The organism is Sphingomonas sp. LaA6.9 (assembly GCF_022601895.1).
Lineage (GTDB): Bacteria > Pseudomonadota > Alphaproteobacteria > Sphingomonadales > Sphingomonadaceae > Sphingobium_A.
This window is the reverse complement of sequence record NZ_JAKVIO010000038.1, coordinates 1-18,918: the sequence shown is the minus strand read 5'-3', so window position 1 is coordinate 18,918 and position 18,918 is coordinate 1. Positions and strand designations below refer to the sequence as shown.

General features: G+C 65.3%; 22 protein-coding genes. 7 read left to right on the top strand and 15 right to left on the bottom strand.

Annotation, left to right across the window (positions count from 1 at the left end; translation table 11 throughout):
* Positions 1-28: 28 nt before the first annotated feature.
* The 3 genes from ccmB to MKI88_RS16665 are packed head-to-tail and all read right to left on the bottom strand — an operon-like array spanning position 29 to position 1,658.
* On the bottom strand, positions 29-676 hold the full coding sequence (ccmB, locus tag MKI88_RS16675; protein WP_241632638.1) for a heme exporter protein CcmB: 648 nt from the start codon (positions 674-676) through the stop codon (positions 29-31).
* Entirely contained in the window at positions 673-1,257 is a 585-nt protein-coding gene (ccmA, locus tag MKI88_RS16670) for a heme ABC exporter ATP-binding protein CcmA (RefSeq protein WP_241632635.1), read from the bottom strand. Before ccmA ends, ccmB begins: the two co-directional genes overlap by 4 nt.
* On the bottom strand, positions 1,254-1,658 hold the full coding sequence (locus MKI88_RS16665; RefSeq protein WP_241632632.1) for a metallopeptidase family protein: 405 nt from the start codon (positions 1,656-1,658) through the stop codon (positions 1,254-1,256). Before MKI88_RS16665 ends, ccmA begins: the two co-directional genes overlap by 4 nt.
* Positions 1,659-1,714: 56 nt before the next feature.
* On the opposite strand from MKI88_RS16665, the gene MKI88_RS16660 reads away from it, so the two are divergent.
* Positions 1,715-2,005, top strand: coding sequence for a 4a-hydroxytetrahydrobiopterin dehydratase (locus MKI88_RS16660; RefSeq protein ID WP_241632631.1), 291 nt, complete (start codon positions 1,715-1,717; stop codon positions 2,003-2,005).
* 3 nt (positions 2,006-2,008) lie between these two features.
* Here the strand turns inward: MKI88_RS16660 and MKI88_RS16655 are convergent, their stop codons facing one another.
* Complete coding sequence (locus MKI88_RS16655; RefSeq protein WP_241632629.1) at positions 2,009-2,803, bottom strand: SDR family oxidoreductase; 795 nt, start codon at positions 2,801-2,803, stop codon at positions 2,009-2,011.
* A 108-nt stretch (positions 2,804-2,911) separates the two neighbouring features.
* On the opposite strand from MKI88_RS16655, the gene MKI88_RS16650 reads away from it, so the two are divergent.
* The 4 genes from MKI88_RS16650 to MKI88_RS16635 are packed head-to-tail and all read left to right on the top strand — an operon-like array spanning position 2,912 to position 6,633.
* Positions 2,912-3,697 (top strand): ATP-binding cassette domain-containing protein, encoded by a 786-nt coding sequence (locus tag MKI88_RS16650; protein WP_241632627.1) that lies wholly within the window; start codon positions 2,912-2,914, stop codon positions 3,695-3,697.
* Positions 3,694-5,241 (top strand): ABC transporter permease/substrate-binding protein, encoded by a 1,548-nt coding sequence (locus MKI88_RS16645; RefSeq protein ID WP_241632626.1) that lies wholly within the window; start codon positions 3,694-3,696, stop codon positions 5,239-5,241. Before MKI88_RS16650 ends, MKI88_RS16645 begins: the two co-directional genes overlap by 4 nt.
* Positions 5,242-5,278: 37 nt before the next feature.
* Entirely contained in the window at positions 5,279-5,839 is a 561-nt protein-coding gene (locus MKI88_RS16640; RefSeq protein ID WP_241632624.1) for a hypothetical protein, read from the top strand.
* 29 nt (positions 5,840-5,868) lie between these two features.
* Positions 5,869-6,633, top strand: coding sequence for an isocitrate lyase/phosphoenolpyruvate mutase family protein (locus tag MKI88_RS16635; RefSeq protein WP_241632622.1), 765 nt, complete (start codon positions 5,869-5,871; stop codon positions 6,631-6,633).
* A gap of 7 nt (positions 6,634-6,640) precedes the next feature.
* On the opposite strand, the gene msrB is transcribed toward MKI88_RS16635, so the two are convergent.
* From msrB to MKI88_RS16610, 5 genes are all read right to left on the bottom strand, one after another.
* Positions 6,641-7,132 (bottom strand): peptide-methionine (R)-S-oxide reductase MsrB, encoded by a 492-nt coding sequence (gene msrB, locus MKI88_RS16630; protein WP_241632620.1) that lies wholly within the window; start codon positions 7,130-7,132, stop codon positions 6,641-6,643.
* Between the two features lie 61 nt (positions 7,133-7,193).
* Positions 7,194-8,438, bottom strand: coding sequence for a cytochrome P450 (locus MKI88_RS16625; RefSeq protein WP_241632618.1), 1,245 nt, complete (start codon positions 8,436-8,438; stop codon positions 7,194-7,196).
* 202 nt (positions 8,439-8,640) lie between these two features.
* Positions 8,641-9,198 (bottom strand): outer membrane protein, encoded by a 558-nt coding sequence (locus tag MKI88_RS16620; protein ID WP_241632616.1) that lies wholly within the window; start codon positions 9,196-9,198, stop codon positions 8,641-8,643.
* Positions 9,199-9,329: 131 nt separating this feature from the next.
* The gene (locus MKI88_RS16615; RefSeq protein ID WP_241632615.1) at positions 9,330-10,571 is read right to left on the bottom strand and encodes an ABC transporter permease; all 1,242 of its coding nucleotides are present in this window, start codon (positions 10,569-10,571) and stop codon (positions 9,330-9,332) included.
* Positions 10,568-11,482, bottom strand: a complete 915-nt coding sequence (locus MKI88_RS16610) for an ABC transporter ATP-binding protein (RefSeq protein ID WP_241632613.1) — start codon at positions 11,480-11,482, stop codon at positions 10,568-10,570. The genes MKI88_RS16615 and MKI88_RS16610 overlap by 4 nt, the downstream gene beginning before the upstream one ends.
* 167 nt (positions 11,483-11,649) lie before the next feature.
* Here MKI88_RS16610 and queG point away from each other — a divergent pair, with 167 nt between their 5' ends.
* Positions 11,650-12,726: a tRNA epoxyqueuosine(34) reductase QueG gene (queG, locus tag MKI88_RS16605; protein WP_241632611.1), complete on the top strand. Its 1,077-nt coding sequence runs from the start codon at positions 11,650-11,652 to the stop codon at positions 12,724-12,726.
* On the opposite strand, the gene MKI88_RS16600 is transcribed toward queG, so the two are convergent.
* The gene (locus tag MKI88_RS16600; protein WP_241632610.1) at positions 12,713-13,069 is read right to left on the bottom strand and encodes a hypothetical protein; all 357 of its coding nucleotides are present in this window, start codon (positions 13,067-13,069) and stop codon (positions 12,713-12,715) included. The genes queG and MKI88_RS16600 overlap by 14 nt on opposite strands.
* Complete coding sequence (locus tag MKI88_RS16595) at positions 13,066-13,773, bottom strand: EI24 domain-containing protein (RefSeq protein ID WP_348636270.1); 708 nt, start codon at positions 13,771-13,773, stop codon at positions 13,066-13,068. The genes MKI88_RS16600 and MKI88_RS16595 overlap by 4 nt, the downstream gene beginning before the upstream one ends.
* A gap of 83 nt (positions 13,774-13,856) precedes the next feature.
* Between MKI88_RS16595 and MKI88_RS16590 the strand changes: the two genes are divergently transcribed.
* Complete coding sequence (locus MKI88_RS16590; protein ID WP_241632608.1) at positions 13,857-14,858, top strand: adenosine kinase; 1,002 nt, start codon at positions 13,857-13,859, stop codon at positions 14,856-14,858.
* A 152-nt stretch (positions 14,859-15,010) separates the two neighbouring features.
* Here MKI88_RS16590 and MKI88_RS16585 read toward each other — a convergent pair whose 3' ends face one another.
* The 4 genes from MKI88_RS16585 to MKI88_RS16570 form a co-directional block, all read right to left on the bottom strand.
* Positions 15,011-16,381 (bottom strand): IS1182 family transposase, encoded by a 1,371-nt coding sequence (locus MKI88_RS16585; RefSeq protein WP_241632606.1) that lies wholly within the window; start codon positions 16,379-16,381, stop codon positions 15,011-15,013.
* Between the two features lie 95 nt (positions 16,382-16,476).
* Positions 16,477-18,006 carry an amino acid permease gene (locus tag MKI88_RS16580; protein WP_241632603.1) on the bottom strand — a complete coding sequence of 510 codons (1,530 nt, stop codon included), beginning with the start codon at positions 18,004-18,006 and terminating at the stop codon, positions 16,477-16,479.
* 114 nt (positions 18,007-18,120) lie between these two features.
* Positions 18,121-18,498, bottom strand: coding sequence for a histidine triad nucleotide-binding protein (locus tag MKI88_RS16575; RefSeq protein ID WP_241632602.1), 378 nt, complete (start codon positions 18,496-18,498; stop codon positions 18,121-18,123).
* Positions 18,499-18,502: 4 nt separating this feature from the next.
* A complete protein-coding gene (locus tag MKI88_RS16570; RefSeq protein ID WP_241632600.1) occupies positions 18,503-18,823 on the bottom strand; it encodes a phosphoribosyl-ATP diphosphatase in 321 nt (106 codons plus the stop codon).
* Positions 18,824-18,918: the final 95 nt, after the last annotated feature.

The following is an 18,918-nucleotide window of genomic DNA, read 5'->3' as shown; positions in this document are numbered from 1 at the left end:
CTTGCGCAACGGGAACGGAAGGGGACCGCTATTCGCGCCCGGCCCTGATCGCCGCGCCTGCGGCGAATGGTGCAATCGCTACGAGCAACAGACTCGCCGCCGCAAGCAGCTTCAGCCCGCTGCCTGAACCATCGGCGAGCGATCCGGCGCCGAAGATCAGCACGGGTATCGCAAGCGGCAGCATCAGGAGGCCGGCAAGTGCGCCGGAACCGCGAAGTCCAGCAGTGATCGCGCTCACCATCAGCCCCAGTGCGGCAAGGCCCGGTGTCCCGATCGCGAGCCCGGCCTCGAGGCGTGCCAGCGTCGTGCCGTCGAGCCGCAGCAGCGCCGCCGCCGGGAGCGCGGCTAGAATCAGCGGCGGTCCGAAGCTCAGCCAGTGCGCGACAATCTTTGCGAGCATCACGAGTTCGTCGCTCAAACCCCTCAGCGCGATCTGGTCGAGGATGCCCGAATCGCGATCGGGGCCGACCAGCCGGTCGACGGGCAGGAGCGCGGCGAGCAGCGCCGCGACCCACAGCACGCCGCCGCCCGTGCGGGCGAGCAGCTTCGCATCGGGCCCGACGGCGAAGGGGAAGAGCGTGGCCACGAGCAGGAAGAAGGCGATGGGCAGCAACGCACCACCTGCGCGATACCCCAGCGCAATGTCGCGCCGAACGAGGTGCAGGAACGCGCTCATGACGCCGCCAGCGCGATCATGCGGGCATCTGCAAGCCCAAGCGGCTGGTGCGAGGCGGCGAGCACGATCCCGCCGCCCATGCGATGCGCCGCCATTGCCGCCTCCAGCCTTTCGAGTGACGCCGTATCAAGCCCGTTGGCGGGTTCGTCGAGCAGCCAGATCGGTGCTTTGCTCGCCATTACGCGCGCGAGCGTGGCGCGCTTGCGCTGGCCCGTGGAGAGCATCCGCACCGGCACCTGGCCCAGATGCATCAGGTCCATCGCCGTCAGCCCCTTCTCGACGTCGCCCGGCGCGCTACCATCGAGCCGCGCCCAGAAGGCCAGCGCGTGCGAGAGCGTCAGGTGTCGGTCGAGCGCGGCATTCTCGTCGGCGAGGCTCAGACGCCCCTCACGCCGTATATCCCCCGCAGCGGGTGCGAGCAGGCCCGCGGCGAGGCGCAACAGGCTTGATTTGCCCACGCCGTTGGGCCCGATGACGAGCGCAGCGTCCCCGGATCCAAGCGCAAAGCTCATTCCTTCGAACAGCAGCCGGCCGCCGCGCAGGCAGACGACCTTTTCGAACGCCAGTGCGGGCCTGGTCACTCGGCGGCGTCTTCCAGCGCGTGCATGTCGTCGTCGGACAGCCCGAAATGATGGCCGACCTCGTGGACGATCACGTGCGTGACCAGCGATTCGAGCGAAACGCCCGTCTCGATCCATTCCTCGAGCAGCGGACGGCGATAGAGATGGATGGTCGCGGGCATGTCGCCCGTCGCCGCGGGCTCGCCCACCGGCCGGCCGGTATAAAGGCCGGTCAGCTCGAACGGATCCTCTATCCCCATTTCGGCGAGCACCGCGTCTTCGGCGAATTCCTCGACGATCAGGAGCACGCCCGAAAGGAAGTCGCGAAACGGGTCGGGCAACCGCGCCATCGCGTCGCGCGCGAGTGCCTCCATGTCCGCAATGCCCGGCGCGTAGCTCTGCGATTGACCTTTGCCTGTCATCGCTGCGACATAGCCCATGAAGCAGGCGCAACGCCAGCGACAGGAGAACAGCAAAGATGGTCGATCAACTGAGTGATGCGGAGCGTGCCGATGCGCTGGATGGCTTGCCCGAATGGGATCATGACGAATCGCGCGATGCGATCACGCGCATCTTCACTTTTGTGGATTTCTCCGAAGCCTTCGCCTTCATGACGCGCGTCGCGCTGCTCGCGGAAAAGGCCGATCACCATCCCGAATGGTCCAATGTCTACAACCGCGTGGAGATATTGCTCACCACGCATGATGCGGGCGGGCTTTCCGAGCGTGACGTCGAGATGGCCGAGGCGATCGAGGCGTTGCTCGAATAAAGCTCAGGCCTCGCCGCCGAGCCGCGCGCTGAGCTTCTTTCTGAGCGTGCCGGGCATCCAGCGCGCAGCGAACGCCATCGACTTCGCGGTCTTGCCGACGACGACATGCACTCTGTCGCCATGCACTGCATCCCACGCTGACTGTGCCACGTCCTCGACCGGCGTGAACTCGAGCCCGGCGTCGCGCACATTGTCGCGCGCCGTTGCGTTGGAGCCCGCGGTCACGACGTTGAGCAGCGGGGTGTCGATGAAACTCGGCATGATCGAGCGGACCTTGATGCCGAGCGGTCGCCATTCGATCTCGAGCGCCTCGGTCAGTCCGCGCACGCCGAATTTGCTTGCGGCATAGACCGCAAGCCCGGGGCCGCCATAGAGGCCGGCAGCCGAGCAGGTGTTGAGCATGCATGAACCGGGCGTCGCGCTCAGATAGGGCAGCGCGACATGCGCGCCGTTGATCACGCCCTTCAGGTTGATCTCGACCAGAAGATCGCTGTCGGCGGGCTCCATGACCGCGAACTCGCCTCCGCGCGCGATCCCCGCATTGTTGAACAGCACATCGAGCCGCCCGCCGCTCGCAGCGACGAAGCCGTCGAGCGCCGCCTTCCACTCCGCGCGATCGCGCACGTCCATGCGGTGGATGCTTGACTGGCCCGCGGGCAGCGTCGCCGCGGTCTCGGCCATGCCCGCCTCGTTGACGTCGCCCAGTCCGACAAACCAGCCTTTGGCCGCGAAATGCTGCGCGGTTGCGCGCCCGATTCCCGATCCGCCGCCGGTGATGAAGATCGCCCTCGCTGCCATTGCCGCCCCTCCCCGCTTTTTGTCTTGCGATACAACGATACGCGCCGATTCCGTAAACGGATAGCGCGGTTTGACTAAGGGCCGGTGCGTGGCCCTATAAGGGACGCGATGACCAGCCCGACCGGCACCGGCGATGTAGCGGTCCGCTTCGACGCGGTCTCCAGATCCTATGGCAACGCACCGCCTGCGGTAACTTCGGTGACGCGCGACATCGTGCGCGGCGGTTTCGTCGCGCTGGTGGGTGCGTCGGGATCCGGCAAGTCGACCCTGCTCAAGATGGTCAACCGGCTGGTCGAACCCGATGACGGCGCCGTGCTGATCGATGGTGTGCCTGTCGGGGCCACGCCGCCGCATCGGCTGCGACGCGGTATCGGCTATGTTTTCCAGAATATCGGCCTGTTCCCGCATATGAGCGTGGCCGAGAATGTCGCGATCGGGCTCAGGCTGGAGGGAAGGCGCGCGCAGGGGCGGGTCGAGGAACTGCTCGATCTTGTCGATCTCCCACGCCACTATGCGGTGCGCATGCCCGACGCGCTCTCGGGCGGTCAGCGCCAGCGTGTCGGTGTCGCCAGGGCGCTGGCGCTCGCCCCGCAACTGCTGCTGATGGACGAACCCTTCGGCGCGCTCGATCCGGTGACGCGCGACGAACTCGGCCGGCGTGTGCGCGCGCTGCACGATCGGCTGGGACTGACGACGATCATGGTCACTCACGACATGGCCGAGGCGCTGCTGCTCGCCGATCGCGTGCTCGTGATGGAGGCGGGCGCAATCGTCGCCGATGCCAGCCCGCACGATCTTCTGGCGGGGCGTGCGGGCCCCGTCGCCGACGCGCTCGTCGCAATCCCGCGCGCGCAGGCCGAAAGACTGCGGCAATTGGGCGAGGCGCGCGGGTGAGCGAGCAGCTCCGATCGGCGCTCGCCCGGCTGCCCGACCTGCTGGGCGCGCATGTCCTGCTGGCTGCCGCCGCGCTTGCGCTTGCGCTTGCGGTCAGCCTGCCGCTGGGCATCGCCGCGGCACGGCGACCGGTGCTCGCGCGCGCCGTGCTTGGCCTTGCGAGCCTCGTCCAGACGATTCCGGCGCTCGCACTTCTCGCACTCTTCTATCCACTGCTGCTGATGCTCTCGGCGCTTGTCGGCGGGGGCATACCGGCGCTCGGATTTCTGCCCTCCTTGCTGGCGCTTGCGCTCTACGCGCTGCTGCCGATGCTGAGGAACGGGGTAACAGGCCTGCTCGGCATCGATTCCGCGGTGCTGGAGGCCGCCGATGCCGTCGGCATGACGCGCGCGCAAAAGCTGAGGCTGGTCGAGGCGCCGCTCGCCGCGCCCGTGGCGATGGCGGGGATCCGTACCGCCGCGGTGTGGACGATCGGTGCCGCCACGCTGTCGACAACGGTCGGCCAGCCAAGCCTTGGCGATCTGATCTTCGCGGGGCTTCAGACGCAGAACTGGGTGCTCGTGCTCGTGGGCTGTGTCGCAGCGGCGGTGCTGGCGCTCACTGTCGATGCGGTGCTGGGGCTGGTCGAACGCGCGGTCCGCGAGCGTCGCCGCATGGTGGGGCTCGTTGCGCTCGGAATACTGCTCGCAGGCGTGCTTGCTGCGGCCTTGCCTGCACTGATGCCCGCTCCCTCGCGGCCGGTGGTGACGATCGGGGCAAAGAATTTTTCGGAGCAGTACATCCTCGCGCGGCTGATCGGGCGGCGGCTGGAAGCTGCGGGTTATGCGGTGCGCTATCGCGAGGGGCTTGGCTCGGCGGTGATCTTCCGCGCGCTCGCAGCGGGCGATATCGACGTCTATGTCGATTATGCGGGGACGCTGTGGACCAACGAGATGCGTCGCACCGACGTACCCGCCCGGGCGACGATGCTCGCCGCGATCACGCGATGGGCAAAGGCGGAGAACGGGGTTGATGTCATCGGTCCGCTCGGCTTCGAAAACGCCTATGCCTTTGCGGTGCGCGGACAGGACGCGCGGCGCCTCGGTCTGCGGACGATCGACGACCTCGCGCGCGCTTCGCCGGGGATGACGCTCGGCAGCGACCTGGAATTTCTCGAGCGGCCCGAATGGGCGATGGTCCGCCAGGCCTATCCGCTGCGGTTCACGGCGACGCGCGCCTATAGCCCGACCTTCATGTACCGTGCCCTCGAAAGCGGGCAGGTCGACGCGATTTCGGCCTTCTCCTCGGACGGCCGCATCGCTGCGCTCGGCCTCACCGTGCTTGGCGATCCCCGGGGCGCAATACCCGGCTACGATGCGCTGCTGCTCGCCAGCCGACGCGTCGCGCGCGACGCCGAGCTTCGCGAAGTACTCAAGCCGCTGGTGGGCACGATCCCGGTCAAGCGGATGCGCGAGGCCAATTATCGCGTCGATCGCAACGATTCGGCGCAGCAAGGTGCGGCGGATGCCGCGCTCTGGCTCGACGCCACGATCGCGCCGCGCTAATAATCCCGTCGGATTTCGTAAAGACAACAGGCAGAGCGTGTACAGGCTTCTCCTCACCCCAATCCTCGCCCTGCTCTTTGGCCTGGCATCGCCGGCCTCCGCGCAGGTTGTGATGACCTTCTATTCGCACGATCTCGACGATCATTTCCCGCATGCCTTCTTCACCTTGCAGGGCACCACGATCGAGACCGGCGAGGTGGTCGATACCAATTACGGCTTCACCGCGAAGACGATCAGTCCGGCGATGCTCTTCGGCTCGGTCCCTGGCCGGATCGACGTGGTCAAGCCGGGCTATCTCGCGCATTCCAAGCCGCATTTCTCGATCACGCTCTCCGATGCGCAATATCGCGCGGTGCTGGCGGTGGTGGACAAATGGGGCAATGCGCCGGGCAACAGCTACAATATGAACCGCGCCAACTGCGTCCATTTTACGGGAGAAGCAGCGCAGGCGATCGGCCTTACCGTCACCTTCCCGGAAAAGCTGATGAAGAAGCCGCGCAGCTATCTCGCGGAGATCCAGCGGCTCAATCTCGGGCGCGGCGATCTCAGGCTTGTTGAAGACAAGAATCAGGACGTATCCCGCGCCGCCACGCGCTAGTCCGGCCGCGCAATACAAGGAGAGCCACGATGGACGACCGTCAGCGCGAGAAAGCGCGCGCCTTTGCCACGCTGCACGAGAAGGGCAATCCGCTCATCCTGTTCAACGTCTGGGATGCGGGCTCGGCAAAGGCGGTCGCAGAGGCGGGGGCAAAGGCGCTCGGCACGGGAAGCTGGTCGGTCGCTGCAGCCTATGGCCTTGGCGATGGCGAGGCGCTGTCGATGAACGACGCGATCGCGAACTTCAGGCGGATCACGGCGGCGGTCGAGCTGCCCGTGACGCTCGATTTCGAGGGCGGTTATGCGGTCGCGCCCGGCGATGTCGCGGACAATGTCGCGTGGGTGGTCTCGGCGGGCGGCGTCGGCATCAATTTCGAGGATCAGGTTGTCGGCGGCGAGGGGCTTCATCCGGCGGTTGATCAGGCCGCGCGGATCGCGGCGATCCGCGGGCGCGCAGGCGCGGATTTCTTCATCAACGCGCGCACGGACATCTTCCTGAAGGCGAGCCCCGAGACGCACGACGCCGCGATGCTCGATTCGGCGATCGAACGGGCCAGGGCCTATGCCGATGGCGGCGCCAGCGGCTTCTTCGCGCCGGGATTGATGGATGAGGCGCTGATCGCGCGGCTGTGCGAGGCGGTCGCGCTTCCGGTCAACATCATGGCCTTTCCGGGGGTTCCCGAAGCGAAGCGGCTCGGCGAACTGGGCGTCGCGCGCGTCAGCCACGGCCCCGGCCCCTACCGGCTGGTGATGAAGGCATTGGGCGACGCGGCCAAGGTGGCGTTCGTGGCCTGAACAGGCGTCAGCCCGTGGCGGCGGGCACGAACTTCATCGCCGCACCGTTCATGCAATAGCGCTTGCCCGTGGGACGTGGCCCGTCGTCGAACACATGCCCCAGATGGCCTCCGCAGCGCCGGCAGTGCACCTCGGTACGTGGCACGCCGATCTTCCAGTCGGTGCTCGTTCCGACCGCCCGGGGCAGCGGCTGCCAGAAGCTCGGCCAGCCCGTGCCGCTGTCGAACTTGGCTTTTGAAGAATAGAGCGGCAAGCCGCAGCCCGCGCAGACAAATGTTCCTGCGCGCTTTTCCTTGTCGAGCGGACTCGACCCCGCCCGCTCGGTTGCCGCCTTGCGCAGCACCGCGAACTGTTGCGGGGTCAATCGCCTTTGCCACTCGGCGTCGGAATAGCTGACTTCGTAGCGCCCGGGCGCGGCGGCGGGGGCACGGCAGGCATGGAGCGCGCCGGCGAGGCCGAGAAGCGGCATGGAACTCATCAATGTACGGCGGTTCATCATCGGCGGTGCCAATCCTTTTCCGCCCCTCTGCGACCGACGGCGCAATTCGGATGTCCGCCGATCAGTAGCGCGTGATCTGCACGGGCAGCTGCTTGTAGCCGTTGACGAAACAGGCCGCCACCCGTTCGGGATCGGCGACCGGCTCGACGCGCATCCGGCGCTTCGCCATTTCCTCGAGCAGAATCGTGATCTGAAGTTCCGCCAGCCGCGCGCCCACGCAGCGATGGATGCCATAGCCGAAGGCCAGATGCCGCCGGGCATTCTCGCGATCGATGATCAGCTTGTCAGCCTCGGGGAAGACGCTTTCATCGCGGTTGCCCGAGATGTACCAGAGCACGAGCTTGTCGCCCTTGGCGATCTTGTGTCCCTCCAGCTCGGTATCTTCGGTCGCGGTGCGGCGCATGTGCGAGAGCGGCGTCTGCCAGCGGATGATCTCCGACACCGCATTGGGGATCAGCGACGGATCGGCCTCGAGCCTGGCACGCTCGTCGGGAAATTGCGAAAGCCCCCAGACCATGCCCGTCATGGTGTTGCGCGTCGTGTCGTTGCCGCCGACGATCAGCAGGATGAGATTCCCCATGAACTCGTGCTGGTCCATGTGGCTCATCGCATCCGAATGGATCATCATCGAGATCAGGTCGGGCCCCGGTTCCGCCTTGGTCCGCTCTTCCCACAGGCGCGAAAAATAGGCTGCCATCTCGAACAGGACTTCGAGCCGCTGCTTGCGCGTCTCCTCATTATGCACCAACTCGATATTGCCCGCCCAGTCGGACCAGTAAGTCAGCTTGCGGCGATCTTCCCATGGGAAGCCGAAAAGGATCGCGAGCATCTGCGTCGTCAGTTCGATCGAGACTGTATCGACCCAGTCGAAGGTCGTGTTCCACGGCAGCGAATCCAGGACTTCGGCGGTGCGCTGACGGATCGACTCGGTCAGCCGCACCATCTCGCTCGGCGTGAAGGCGGGGGCGACGGTGCGGCGTTGCGCGGTATGCTGCGGCCGATCCATCGCGATGAACATCGGCATCACGAAATCGACGGTCTCGGGACGGTCGGCGATGGTGATCCCGCCATATTCCCAGGATGAGGAGTAAAGCTCGGGCAGCGACTCGACATGCACGATCGGCTTGTAGGTCGACACCGACCAATAGGCGCCGAAGGCGCTGTTCTCGCAGCGATAGACGGGGGCCTCGGCACGCAGCCTGCGGAAAGGCTCCTGCCATTGATGGTTGCGATAGAGTTCAGCGCGACTGACATCGAGCGGGTCGGCGGTCGCAGGTGCTGCGGCGTCGCGGGCAAGGGTGGCCATGACTGCGTCTCTCCTGAATGCGCCTGTGCCGGCGCCTTTTCAGTTGCAGAATGCCACTATTAACAGGGCTGTCAACGACGCTCGATCGAATCGACCGGGCGGTGCGCCGCGCAGATCAAAAAGGGAGCCGGGACGAATGTCCCGGCTCCCAGCGTTTGCGACCCGCGGGTGGGGGAGGGGAGCGGGCCGCAAAGAGCTATGATCAGAAGGCGTAGCTGATGCCGAGCAGACCCTGCGTGTTGCTCACGCCCTTCTCGTAATTATAGTAATTATATTCGGCGCGGAGCTTGGCGTGGGGTGCGATCTGCGTCTCGAGACCGCCGCCGACGCGAACGCCATCGCCCCAGGACTTGTCCGCGACGTCGTTCTCGACGGTCTTGATCTGGTTGCGCGCATAGCCCGCGCGGACATAGGCCGCGGTGCTGTCGGAAATGTCATAGCCCGCGCGCGCGCCGACACCCCAGCCCCAGCGCGACTTGAGCCTGAACGAGTCGGTGCCGTCGGTCAGCTTAGCCTCGGCGGTGTTGAGGTCGATATTCGCCTCGGGCGCCACGAAGAAACCGTTGCCCAGCGCGACATTGTAGCCGGCATAGGCAGAAGCGCCGACACCCGTCGAACCGATGCTGTCGAGCCCGTCGACATCTGCATTGGGCGCATCCACGGTCACCGCGACACCGACATAGGGGCCAGTCTCGGTGCCGGCATGGGCTGACGTGGCGAAGGCGAGCGCGGACGCCGCAAGAATCATCTTACGCAACATGATATTTCCTTGTTTTCTAACATTCTCCCCGGAACCGGGTGATCGCGATCTAGGGGGCGTACCGATCGGTTACAATGTTCGCGGCGGATTATTTTTCGGCCACTGCGAATGCAACTTTTGCAACCGTTCGCTCAGGTTCGGACCGGATCAGGCCGTGGCTTCGTTCGTCCGAACATTGGCCCCGATCCCGACTTCAGCACGCCGCGCCGGAACATCCGCGCGGCGATAGTAATGACGAGCGCGACCCAGCCGAGCTGCCAGCCGAGCGCCAGCATATGTGGCCACAGCCTCGGATCGGTCGCGCCATGCGCCGCCATCGCATAGGGCGAGGAGAAGGGGAAAATCTCCGCGGCCAGCGCGAGCGTGCTGCCCGGATTGGAAGCCGCGGCCGAAGAAAGCCCGAACATTGCCACCTGCAGGATGGTGACGGGCAGCGAGAGCATCTGGATCTCGCGCACCGTTCCGGCCTGCGCGCCAATGCCGAGGAATACCGCGCCCAGCAGCAGGTAAGCCATGGTGAAATAGGCTGCGCAAAGCAGCAGGAATGCGGGCATCCCGATCGCGGGCTTCATGCCGGAAAGCGCGGTTGCGTCCGCAGGCAGCTGGCTTATCCCCAGCAGCATCAGCGTGCCCCAGAAGGCGACGAACAGCAGTGCGACGCCGAACAGGCCGATGAGCTTGCCAAGAAACACCGCCTCGAGCGGCACCGCCGCGGCGAGAATCTCGATCACCTTGTTGCCCTTCTCCTCGGCCATCATGCCCACCGCCTGGCCCGCGAGCAGCAGCGTCAGGAGGAAGATCGAGAAGATCGCAGCGAAGCCGATTCCCTGGCGTGCGGCTGTCGGTGGCGGCGCAGTCTTGACGGGCGCAATGACGGCCCTGCTCAGATCCTGGCCAGGCGCTATGTCGCCACGCGCATCGCGAAGCACGCGTTCGGCAAGCTCGGCGAGATAGGCGGCGGTGCGGTCGCCACCCGGCCCGTTCAGGATCGTCGGGCGATCGAGCGGGCCGTAGAGCACCGCGGCGGTAAGCAGACCATCGCGATCGAACAGCGCGCGTGATTGTGCGGCCGGATCGGACGCGGGTGCACGGATGCGCAGCGGCGGAGGGGCCTCGCCGGGCCGGTAGATCGCGCGCAGCGCGTGGTCGGTCGCGATCAGGCGCGCACCATCCCCGGCGCGCACGATTGCAACGATCTCACGCTCGATTTCAGGCGTGCGCGACACCTGCACCGCACCAAGCCCGCCGATCAGCCCAAGCCCCAGCATCAGGAAGGGGGCCAGCAGGAACAGGAAGAAGGTGGGGGTAGCGACCGTGGCGATGAAGTCGCGACGCGCGATCACCGCGGTCTGCCGGATCAGCCGCCTCATCATCTTGTCTCCCCCGCCGCGTCGCCGACAATCTTGACGAAGGCGTCGTGCAGTCCGGGCCGCTCGATCGACAGCCCGGCTATGCCATGGCCCCGCGCGATCAGTGTTTCCAGCAGCGGCTCGATCCCTTCAGAGGGGAGTGTGAAGCGCCAGGCGGCTCCCAGCTTCTCGGCCCCTGCAGGGAGCAGCGCGGCCAGTTCGGCGCCATTGCTGCGCGGCGTATAGCGCGCGTGCATCGGCAATGTACTGCGCGCATCGTCGACCGTGCCCTCGAAGCGCCGCTTCCCGCCGGCGATGATCGCAAGCCGGTCGCAGAGCCGTTCGGCATGGGCCATGACGTGCGTCGAGAACAATATGGTCGCGCCACGCGCGCGCTCGGCCTGGATGAGCGCCTCGAGCCGTTCCTGGTTGACGGGATCGAGCCCTGAAAATGGCTCGTCGAGCACGATCAGGTCGGGCTGGTGGACGATCGATCCGAGCAACTGCACGAGCTGCGCCATCCCCTTGGAGAGCTTGCGGATCCTTGCATCGACCGCATGGCCGAGCCCGGCGGCCTCGAGCATCTCTGCGGCGCGCGCACGCCCCGTCTTCCATTCAAGCCCGCGCAGTGCGCCCATGAAGGCGATTGCCTCGCGCGCCTTCATCTGCGGATAAAGGCCGCGTTCCTCGGGGAGATAGCCGATCCGGTCCCCCTCGGCGCGCGGATTGGGGTTGCCGAAAATCGCGCGGCTACCGCGATCGGGTTCAAGAATGCCGAGCAATGTGCGCAGCGTGGTGGTCTTGCCCGCGCCATTGGGGCCAAGCACGCCATAGATCATGCCTCTGGCGACTTCGAGATTGACGCCGTCCACGACAAGGCGATCGCCGAAATATTTGCTGAGGTCCGTCGCGCGGACCGCGGATTCATCCGACATCAACTCCCCCACGCAACTGATGATGTGGTAAAGCGCCACGCTTCAGCCTTCAATCGAATGTTTGCGACGGGACAGTTTTCGATTCCCTTTCGCCGCGCGGCATATTTGGGGTTCACGCGAAGCCGCGCAGGCGCGAAGAGGGCTTGTGCCCGTCAGCAAGGCGACCAATGGAAACGCTTGAGTCAGCGATAAAGGCAGAAGCGGTGCGGCTCGGCTTCGCCGCGTGCGGGATGGCGCGTGCCGATGCCGCGCCGAAGACCGCCGCGCGGCTCGCGGCCTGGCTTGCCGAGGGATGCCATGGCGACATGCTCTGGATGGAGGGCCGGGCGGAACAGCGTGGCACCCCAAAAGGGCTCTGGCCCGAGGTTCGCTCGGTCATCATGCTCGGTATGAGCTACGCGCCCGCGGCCGATCCGCTGCGGCTCGAGGGCGAGGGGGATATCGGCAGGATCTCGGCCTATGCGCAGGGCCAGGACTATCACGACATCGTCAAGAAGCTGCTCAAGCAGCTTGCGCGCTGGCTCGTCGAGCGGGCGGGTGGTGAGCTCAAGGTCTTTGTCGATACCGCGCCCGTCATGGAAAAGCCGCTCGCCGAGGCCGCGGGAATCGGCTGGCAGGGCAAGCACAGCAATCTGGTCAGCCAGAGCGAGGGTAGTTGGCTCTTTCTCGGGGCGATCTACACGACGCTCGATCTCGTGCCCGATACTTCGGGGCGCGATCGCTGTGGCTCGTGCTCGGCGTGCCAGCAGGCATGCCCGACCGACGCATTCCCCGCGCCCTATCGTGTCGATGCCCGGCGCTGCATTTCCTACCTCACCATCGAGCACAAGGGGCCGATCCCGGTCGAGTTCCGCGCCGCGCTCGGCAACCGCATCTATGGCTGCGACGATTGCCTCGCTGTCTGCCCGTGGAACAAGTTTGCGCGCGCGGCTTCGGCCAATCTCGCCTTTGCGCCGCGCGCCGAACTGGTTGCGCCTGCGCTCGCCGATCTGCTTTCGCTCGACGACGCCGCTTTTCGCCAGATCTTTGCAGGGTCACCGATCAAGCGCATCGGGCGCGACCGGATGGTGCGCAACGCTGCGCTCGCGGCGGGCAACAGCGGTGATCCCGCCCTGCTCGAACGACTCGTCATTCTCATAGACGATCCCGATCCGGCGGTGCGCGACGCTGCGCTCTGGGCCGCGGCGCGGCTCGCGCCCGAGCGCTTCAGCTATGACGTCGATGCTGTGGTTATTTCCGGCTGAGCGAGGCGACGCACGCCGCTCTGTCGACATCGGCGCCATCGGGACGCCGCGCATCGACATAGGTCACCACGGGTTCCTGCCCTTTTTTCTTCGCATAGAGATAGGCGTCGAGCACGCACGACCCGCCCGCGAACTGAAGCTTGCGTGCGTTGAACTCGCGCACGTCCAGCGCCGGCTGGCCGAACAACATGGTCAGCGTGCGCGCATTCTGGCCGATCACCTGCTCGAGCCCCTGCGTGCCTGCAAAGGGCTTGGGCGGAGGGGCGGCCGGTTTGGGCTCGGGCACCGTCGCGCATCCGCCAAGCGCCAGTGCGCCCGCGATGATCCACCCGACTACCCTCATGATTTTCTCCCGTGAAACAGATGCGTTGCCATAGCAGCGCCGAGGATCGGCGCGAACAGGTTGGCGACAGGAACCACGAACAGACCGGTCACGACAAGTCCGAGCAGGAAGCGCGAGGCGCGCGTCATCCCGAGCCATTCCCGGATCGCCGCAGCGGGCAGGTGCCGCACCGCTACCATCTCGCCAAGATCGCGTCCGAGCAGCAGCGCATTGACCACAGCGAACACCGCCACCGTCCCCACACCCGTCACGAGCAGCGCCAGATAGACGGGCAGCGCGATCAGGTTGAACAGCAGCGCACGGCCTGCGGAGGCAAGGCCCATATGTACCGAGCGCGCCAGTCCGGGCGCCTTCGCGCTCGCCATCGCTCCGGGATAGTATCGACGCTCGACCGCTTCGACCACGGCATCGGCGAAGATGCCCATCACCGCGATCGCGACGACACGGAACAGAAGCCAGCCCGCGATCAGCGCGACCATCACTGCCGCCGCAGCCGCCCAACCCGACGCTTCGGCCGCCCAACCGTAGTGGATGGCGAGCGTGTATGCCGCCCACCACAGGGCGATACCCAGCCCGATGAACAGCGCCAGGGTGAGCGCGATCACCTTGGCGAGCACTTTCAGGATCGCGGGATCGAAAAGCTGGCCGAGCGAGAGCGTGAAGGCGCGGATCATGCGCGCGACCATGGCCGAGCCGCGCGACACGCGTCAATCGCGGTTGCGTCGGCCCCCCGCTCCGATTAGGGCGGCGCGCATTCTTCCCGACATTTTTCAGCCAGGAGTGTTTCTTGAGCGATCCGCAATACGACATCGTCGCGATCGGCAATGCCATCGTCGACGTTCTGGCTCAGGCCGATGACGCCTTCATCGCCGAAGAAGGCATGGCCAAGGGCACGATGCAGTTGCTCTTTTCGACCGAAGAGGCCGAGGCGCTCTACGCCAAGATGGGCGTAGGTCGTGAAATCAGCGGCGGCTCGGCCGCCAATACCGTTGCGGGGATCGCCGCACTTGGGGGCAAGGCGGGCTTTATCGGCCAGGTCGCCGACGATCAGCTCGGCGCGGTCTTTGCGCACGACATTCGCGCACAGGGCGTCGCCTTCACCACCGCGCCGCGCCACGAAACTGAGCCCAGCACCGCGCGCTGCCTGATCTTCGTGACGCCCGACGGCCAGCGCACGATGAACACCTATCTCGGCGCCTCGCAATTCCTGCCCGAATCCGCGCTCGACCGCACGATGATCGAAAGCGGCGCGATTCTCTATCTGGAAGGCTATCTCTGGGATCCCGAGGAACCGCGCGCGGCGATGCGCGCGGCGATCGAACTCGCGCACGAGAGGGGGCGCAAGGTCGCCTTCACGCTGTCGGACACCTTTTGCATCTCGCGCCATCGCGACAGCTTCCGCGAACTGATCGCGCAGGGCGATGTCGACATCCTGTTCGCCAATGAGGCCGAGATCACCTCGCTCACCGAACTCGACGATTTCGAGGCGGCGGTCGCGGTTGTCGCGCCGCAGGTGCCTGTGCTGGTGGTGACGCGCAGCGAAAAGGGCGCGATCGCGATCTGCGACGGCGAGCGCTTTGCGGTTCCGGCCGAGCCGATCGACAGGGTCGTGGACACGACCGGCGCGGGAGACCTTTTCGCGGCGGGCTTCCTGACGGGGCAGGCGCAGGGCCGCTCGGTCGAGGACAGCCTGCGCATGGGCGCGATCTGCGCCGCCGAGATCATTTCGCATTATGGCGCGCGGTCCGAGGCGGATCTCAAGGCACTGGTGGCCAGCCGCCTCGGTTGATCCGCGCAAACACCGAGCAAAAGAAAAGGGGAGGCGGTTGCCTCCCCCAGACTGCTGACAAACCCCGTCGTTTTTGAGACGGGGTTTTTCTTTTGGTGCTTTGAGACTGGGCACGATGTGGGCGTGTGGTGATATTGCCGGGATAGCGCCGCTCAGGCGGGGTTGAGCGCATGATTTCGTGTCATTGCCAGCGCAATCTTCTTCATGTTCTGGGCTGCGGCGGCAAGAAGGCACTGATAGGCGACGCGCGTCTGTCCTCGGAACCGGGCATAGCGATGTCCATGGAGTTGCTTGGCGTCGGCAAAGGAGCGTTCGACGGTTTCCTTGCGTCGCTTGTAGATCGCTTTGCCCTGGGGCGTGAGCCGCAGGGCATCGGTGCGCTCCCTGGCATCCTGCCAGACATGCCGGGTGATGACGCGCTGCGGTTTGTGCGCGGTCGTGCAGGAGGTCAATAGCGAGCATTCACGACAGCGCGCGGGATCGGATGTATAACGGCGATAGCCGGTGCGATCGGTGGTGGCGTAAGCGAGCAGCTGCCCTGCCGGACAACGGTAGCCGTCATTCTCGGGCTCCCATACAAAGCGATTTGTGTTCATCATGCCTGGCTTGGGCGGTGTCGGATTGCGATAGCCGGTGACGCCGAGGATCTTGCGATCTTCGAGGCCCTTGGCGATGCCGGCGGTGGCGTAACCTGCATCGAGGCCGACGGCGGCGACATCGAAGCCGAAGCGCACGCGCTGGCGATCCAGACGCCCCAGATAGACGATCGAATCGTGGACGTTGGCGGGGGTCGTGTAGGTATCGGTGATGATGCCGAGGCACCCGTCAACGGTGCGGTGATCAAGGTAGAAGAAGCCCTTGGGCTTGCCGTCGCGTACCATGTAGCCACTTTCCGGATCGGTCCGCGACACTTTGGTTTCGGTCTCGGGCGGCGTGCGATCGCGCGGCTTGAGCGGCTTGTGGCCGCGCCCGGTGCGATCCTCTTCCACGGCAGCGTCAAGCGCCTCCCAATAGTCGGCGCGCGACTTGGCTATGATCGCCTTGTCGTATTTGTTTTTGTTCGCGTTGGCCTTGAGGTGGGTGCTGTCGGTGTAGAGAACCCTGCCGTCCACCAGCCCGTGATCAATCGCCTGCTCGACTATTCGGTCGCAGATCTCTTGCGCCACGGTCGTGTCGTCGTATCGCCGCCGCCGGTTCTGCGACAGCGTCGAGGCGTCAAAGACCGGATCGGTCAGCTTCAGGCCGAGGAACCAGCGATACGCAACGTTGACCTGGATTTCGCGTACCAGCTGACGCTCCGAGCGCACCCCGAACAGATAACCCAGGAACAGCGCCTTGAACATCAAGGTCGGATCCAGCGGTGGCCGACCATTGTCCGCACAATAAAGCGCTGCGGTCACACCGTGGATGAAGGAAAAGTCGATCACTGCGTCGATCTTGCGAAGCAGATGATCTTTCGGAACCAGCTCCTCGAGCGTCACCATCTCAAGAGCGGTCTGGGTCGGGCCGGGCTTTCTCAACATGGCCCAATGAATCACAAACCCCCGGCTCCCGCCAGGGGTTTGTCAGCAGTCTGGGGGAGGCGGTTGCCTCCCCTTTTTTGTCCCAATTCCGCCCCTCAGAGTTCGGGGACCGGCGGCACCGGCGGCGGCGGCGCATCGGCGTCAGTCTCGTGGACCTCGACACTCCCGCGGCCGACATGGCTGCGCGAGCGGCTGTAGAGGAAGTAGACCACCAGGCCCACAGCCGCCCAACCGACGAACATCAGCTTGGTATCAACCGACAGGCTCCAGAACAGATAGACGCATCCCGCGATTGAGATCGGGGCGACGATGTTGACCGCTGGCGTACGGAACGGACGCGCGCGACCGGCATCGGTACGGCGAAGCACCATCACTGCGATCGAAACCATCGCGAAGGCAAAGAGCGTGCCCGAGTTGGAGATGTCCGCCAGCTTGCCGACCGGGAAGAAGGCCGCGAAGAGCGCCACGAACACGCCCGTGATGATCGTGATCACGTGCGGCGTGTGGAAGCGCGGATGGATTTTGGAGAACATCTGCGGCAGCAGGCCGTCGCGGCTCATCACGAAGAAGATGCGCGTCTGGCCGAACATCATCATGAGAATGACTGAGGGCAGCGCGATCGTGGCCGCGAGGCCGACGAGGTTGCCGATCTGGGTCCAGCCGATGTTCCTGAGCGTCCACGCCAGTGCTTCCTTCGAGCAGACCACGGCATTGTCGCCCAGCGCGGCGCAGGCCTTGCTGAGCTCGAGGCTGCCCGCGGCATAGGCGTTGCCCGCAGCATCCGAGATGGGTTGAGCGCCGACGCTGCCGATTACGCCCGCGGCGACGAGGATGTAGAAGATCGTGCAGATGCCGAGCGAGCCGATCAGGCCGATCGGCATGTTGCGCTGCGGGTTCTTGGTTTCCTCAGCTGCGGTCGAGACCGCGTCGAAGCCGACATAGGCGAAGAAGATCGAGGCCGCCGCCGCCGATATGCCGGCCATGCCGAGCGGTGCGAAGGGCTCGAAATTCTCCATCTTCATGACGGGCAGAGCGAGCACGACGAAGAGCGTCAGCGCAGTGATCTTGATCAGCACGAGGACCGCGTTGACCGTGGCGCTCTCCTTGGTGCCGATGACGAGCAGCCAGGTGACCAGACCTGCAATGAACATCGCGGGCAGGTTGATGATGCCGCCGTCATAGGGCCCGAGCACGAGCGCACTGGGCACATCTATGTGAAATGCGTTCTCGATGATCCCGATCATATAGCCCGACCATCCGACCGAAACCGCGCCGGCCGCGACCGCATATTCGAGGATCAGCGCCCAGCCGACCATCCAGGCAAGCAATTCGCCCATCACCGCGTAGCTGTAGGTATAGGCCGATCCCGAAACCGGAACCATCGACGCCATTTCGGCGTAGCAGAGCGCTGCGACCGCGCAGACGACACCAGCGATGATGAAGCTGATCATCATGCCCGGGCCCGCCTTTTGCGCAGCCTCGGCGGTCAGGACAAAAATGCCCGTGCCGATGACGGCGCCGACGCCGAGCATGGTGAGCTGGAAGGCGCCGAGCGATCTGTGAAGCGATTTTTTCTCGGCTGTGGCAAGAATGGCATCTAGCGGCTTAACGCGCCCGAATATCATGCAGAAACGTCCCCTCGAAAACGGGCCGCCCCTGTTCAGCCCGCGGATTTTGAAGGCCGAGAGCGTAAAGGCAATTTTCGTGCGCGCAATAGCCGATCTGCGCGGCGAGCCAGTTTATCTTGCCAGCATGGGGCCAAGCGGCCGCCCCGCGAAAATATGGACGTGAAGGTGCGGGACCTCCTGATGCGCGTTGATTCCGGCATTGGCGAGCAGCCTGTAGCCGGGCGCAACAAGCCCGTTTTCACGCGCGACATGTCCCACTGCGCGGATGAATCCCGCGATTTCAGTGTCCGATGCGCGCGCCGAGAAATCGTCCCACGAGACATACTGGCCCCGGGGAATCACCAGAATGTGCGTCGGCGCCTGCGGGTTGATGTCGTGAAAGGCATAGGCGTAGTCGTCTTCATAGACCGCCTTGCTCGGAATCTCGCCGCGCAGGATTTTGGCGAACACATTCTGGTTGTCATAGGGCTGGGTGGCGTCGATCGGCATGGCGTCAATCCTTTGGGCGAGCGGCTTTTTCAGTGATGCCCGACATACCCTCGCGTCGTTCGAGCTCGGCCAGCACGTCGTCGAACGAGAGATCGAGATCGGCGAGCAGCACGCCGAGGTGGAAGATCAGGTCCGCGGCTTCCGAGGTTGTCGCGGTACGATCGCCCGACATCGCTGCGATCACGGTTTCGACCGCTTCTTCGCCGAGCTTCTGGGCGATCTTGGGACGCCCCTTCGCGGTCAGCTTTGCGACATAGGAAGACGCCGGGTCAGCGACCCGGCGCTCCCTGATCACGTTTTCGAGCTTTTGAAGCGTATCGGCCATGGCCGCTCATGGCGCGGCCCGGCTCGGCGCGTCAAGCGGCTTCGTCGGTCCTGCTACGGCGCTTGCGGCTGCCGTGACGCCCGATCAACAGGCCC

Coding starts and splice junctions, on each gene's coding strand:
- MKI88_RS16650 (WP_241632627.1), top strand. CDS start 2,912: ATGACCAGCCCGACCGGCACCGGCGATGTAGCGGTCCGCTTCGACGCG.
- MKI88_RS16575 (WP_241632602.1), bottom strand. CDS start 18,498: ATGCCGATCGACGCCACCCAGCCCTATGACAACCAGAATGTGTTCGCC.
- MKI88_RS16570 (WP_241632600.1), bottom strand. CDS start 18,823: ATGGCCGATACGCTTCAAAAGCTCGAAAACGTGATCAGGGAGCGCCGG.
- MKI88_RS16620 (WP_241632616.1), bottom strand. CDS start 9,198: ATGTTGCGTAAGATGATTCTTGCGGCGTCCGCGCTCGCCTTCGCCACG.
- MKI88_RS16610 (WP_241632613.1), bottom strand. CDS start 11,482: ATGTCGGATGAATCCGCGGTCCGCGCGACGGACCTCAGCAAATATTTC.
- MKI88_RS16665 (WP_241632632.1), bottom strand. CDS start 1,658: ATGACAGGCAAAGGTCAATCGCAGAGCTACGCGCCGGGCATTGCGGAC.
- MKI88_RS16580 (WP_241632603.1), bottom strand. CDS start 18,006: ATGATATTCGGGCGCGTTAAGCCGCTAGATGCCATTCTTGCCACAGCC.
- MKI88_RS16635 (WP_241632622.1), top strand. CDS start 5,869: ATGGACGACCGTCAGCGCGAGAAAGCGCGCGCCTTTGCCACGCTGCAC.
- queG (WP_241632611.1), top strand. CDS start 11,650: ATGGAAACGCTTGAGTCAGCGATAAAGGCAGAAGCGGTGCGGCTCGGC.
- MKI88_RS16615 (WP_241632615.1), bottom strand. CDS start 10,571: ATGATGAGGCGGCTGATCCGGCAGACCGCGGTGATCGCGCGTCGCGAC.
- MKI88_RS16600 (WP_241632610.1), bottom strand. CDS start 13,069: ATGAGGGTAGTCGGGTGGATCATCGCGGGCGCACTGGCGCTTGGCGGA.
- ccmB (WP_241632638.1), bottom strand. CDS start 676: ATGAGCGCGTTCCTGCACCTCGTTCGGCGCGACATTGCGCTGGGGTAT.
- msrB (WP_241632620.1), bottom strand. CDS start 7,132: ATGATGAACCGCCGTACATTGATGAGTTCCATGCCGCTTCTCGGCCTC.
- MKI88_RS16625 (WP_241632618.1), bottom strand. CDS start 8,438: ATGGCCACCCTTGCCCGCGACGCCGCAGCACCTGCGACCGCCGACCCG.
- MKI88_RS16655 (WP_241632629.1), bottom strand. CDS start 2,803: ATGGCAGCGAGGGCGATCTTCATCACCGGCGGCGGATCGGGAATCGGG.
- MKI88_RS16585 (WP_241632606.1), bottom strand. CDS start 16,381: ATGTTGAGAAAGCCCGGCCCGACCCAGACCGCTCTTGAGATGGTGACG.
- MKI88_RS16660 (WP_241632631.1), top strand. CDS start 1,715: ATGGTCGATCAACTGAGTGATGCGGAGCGTGCCGATGCGCTGGATGGC.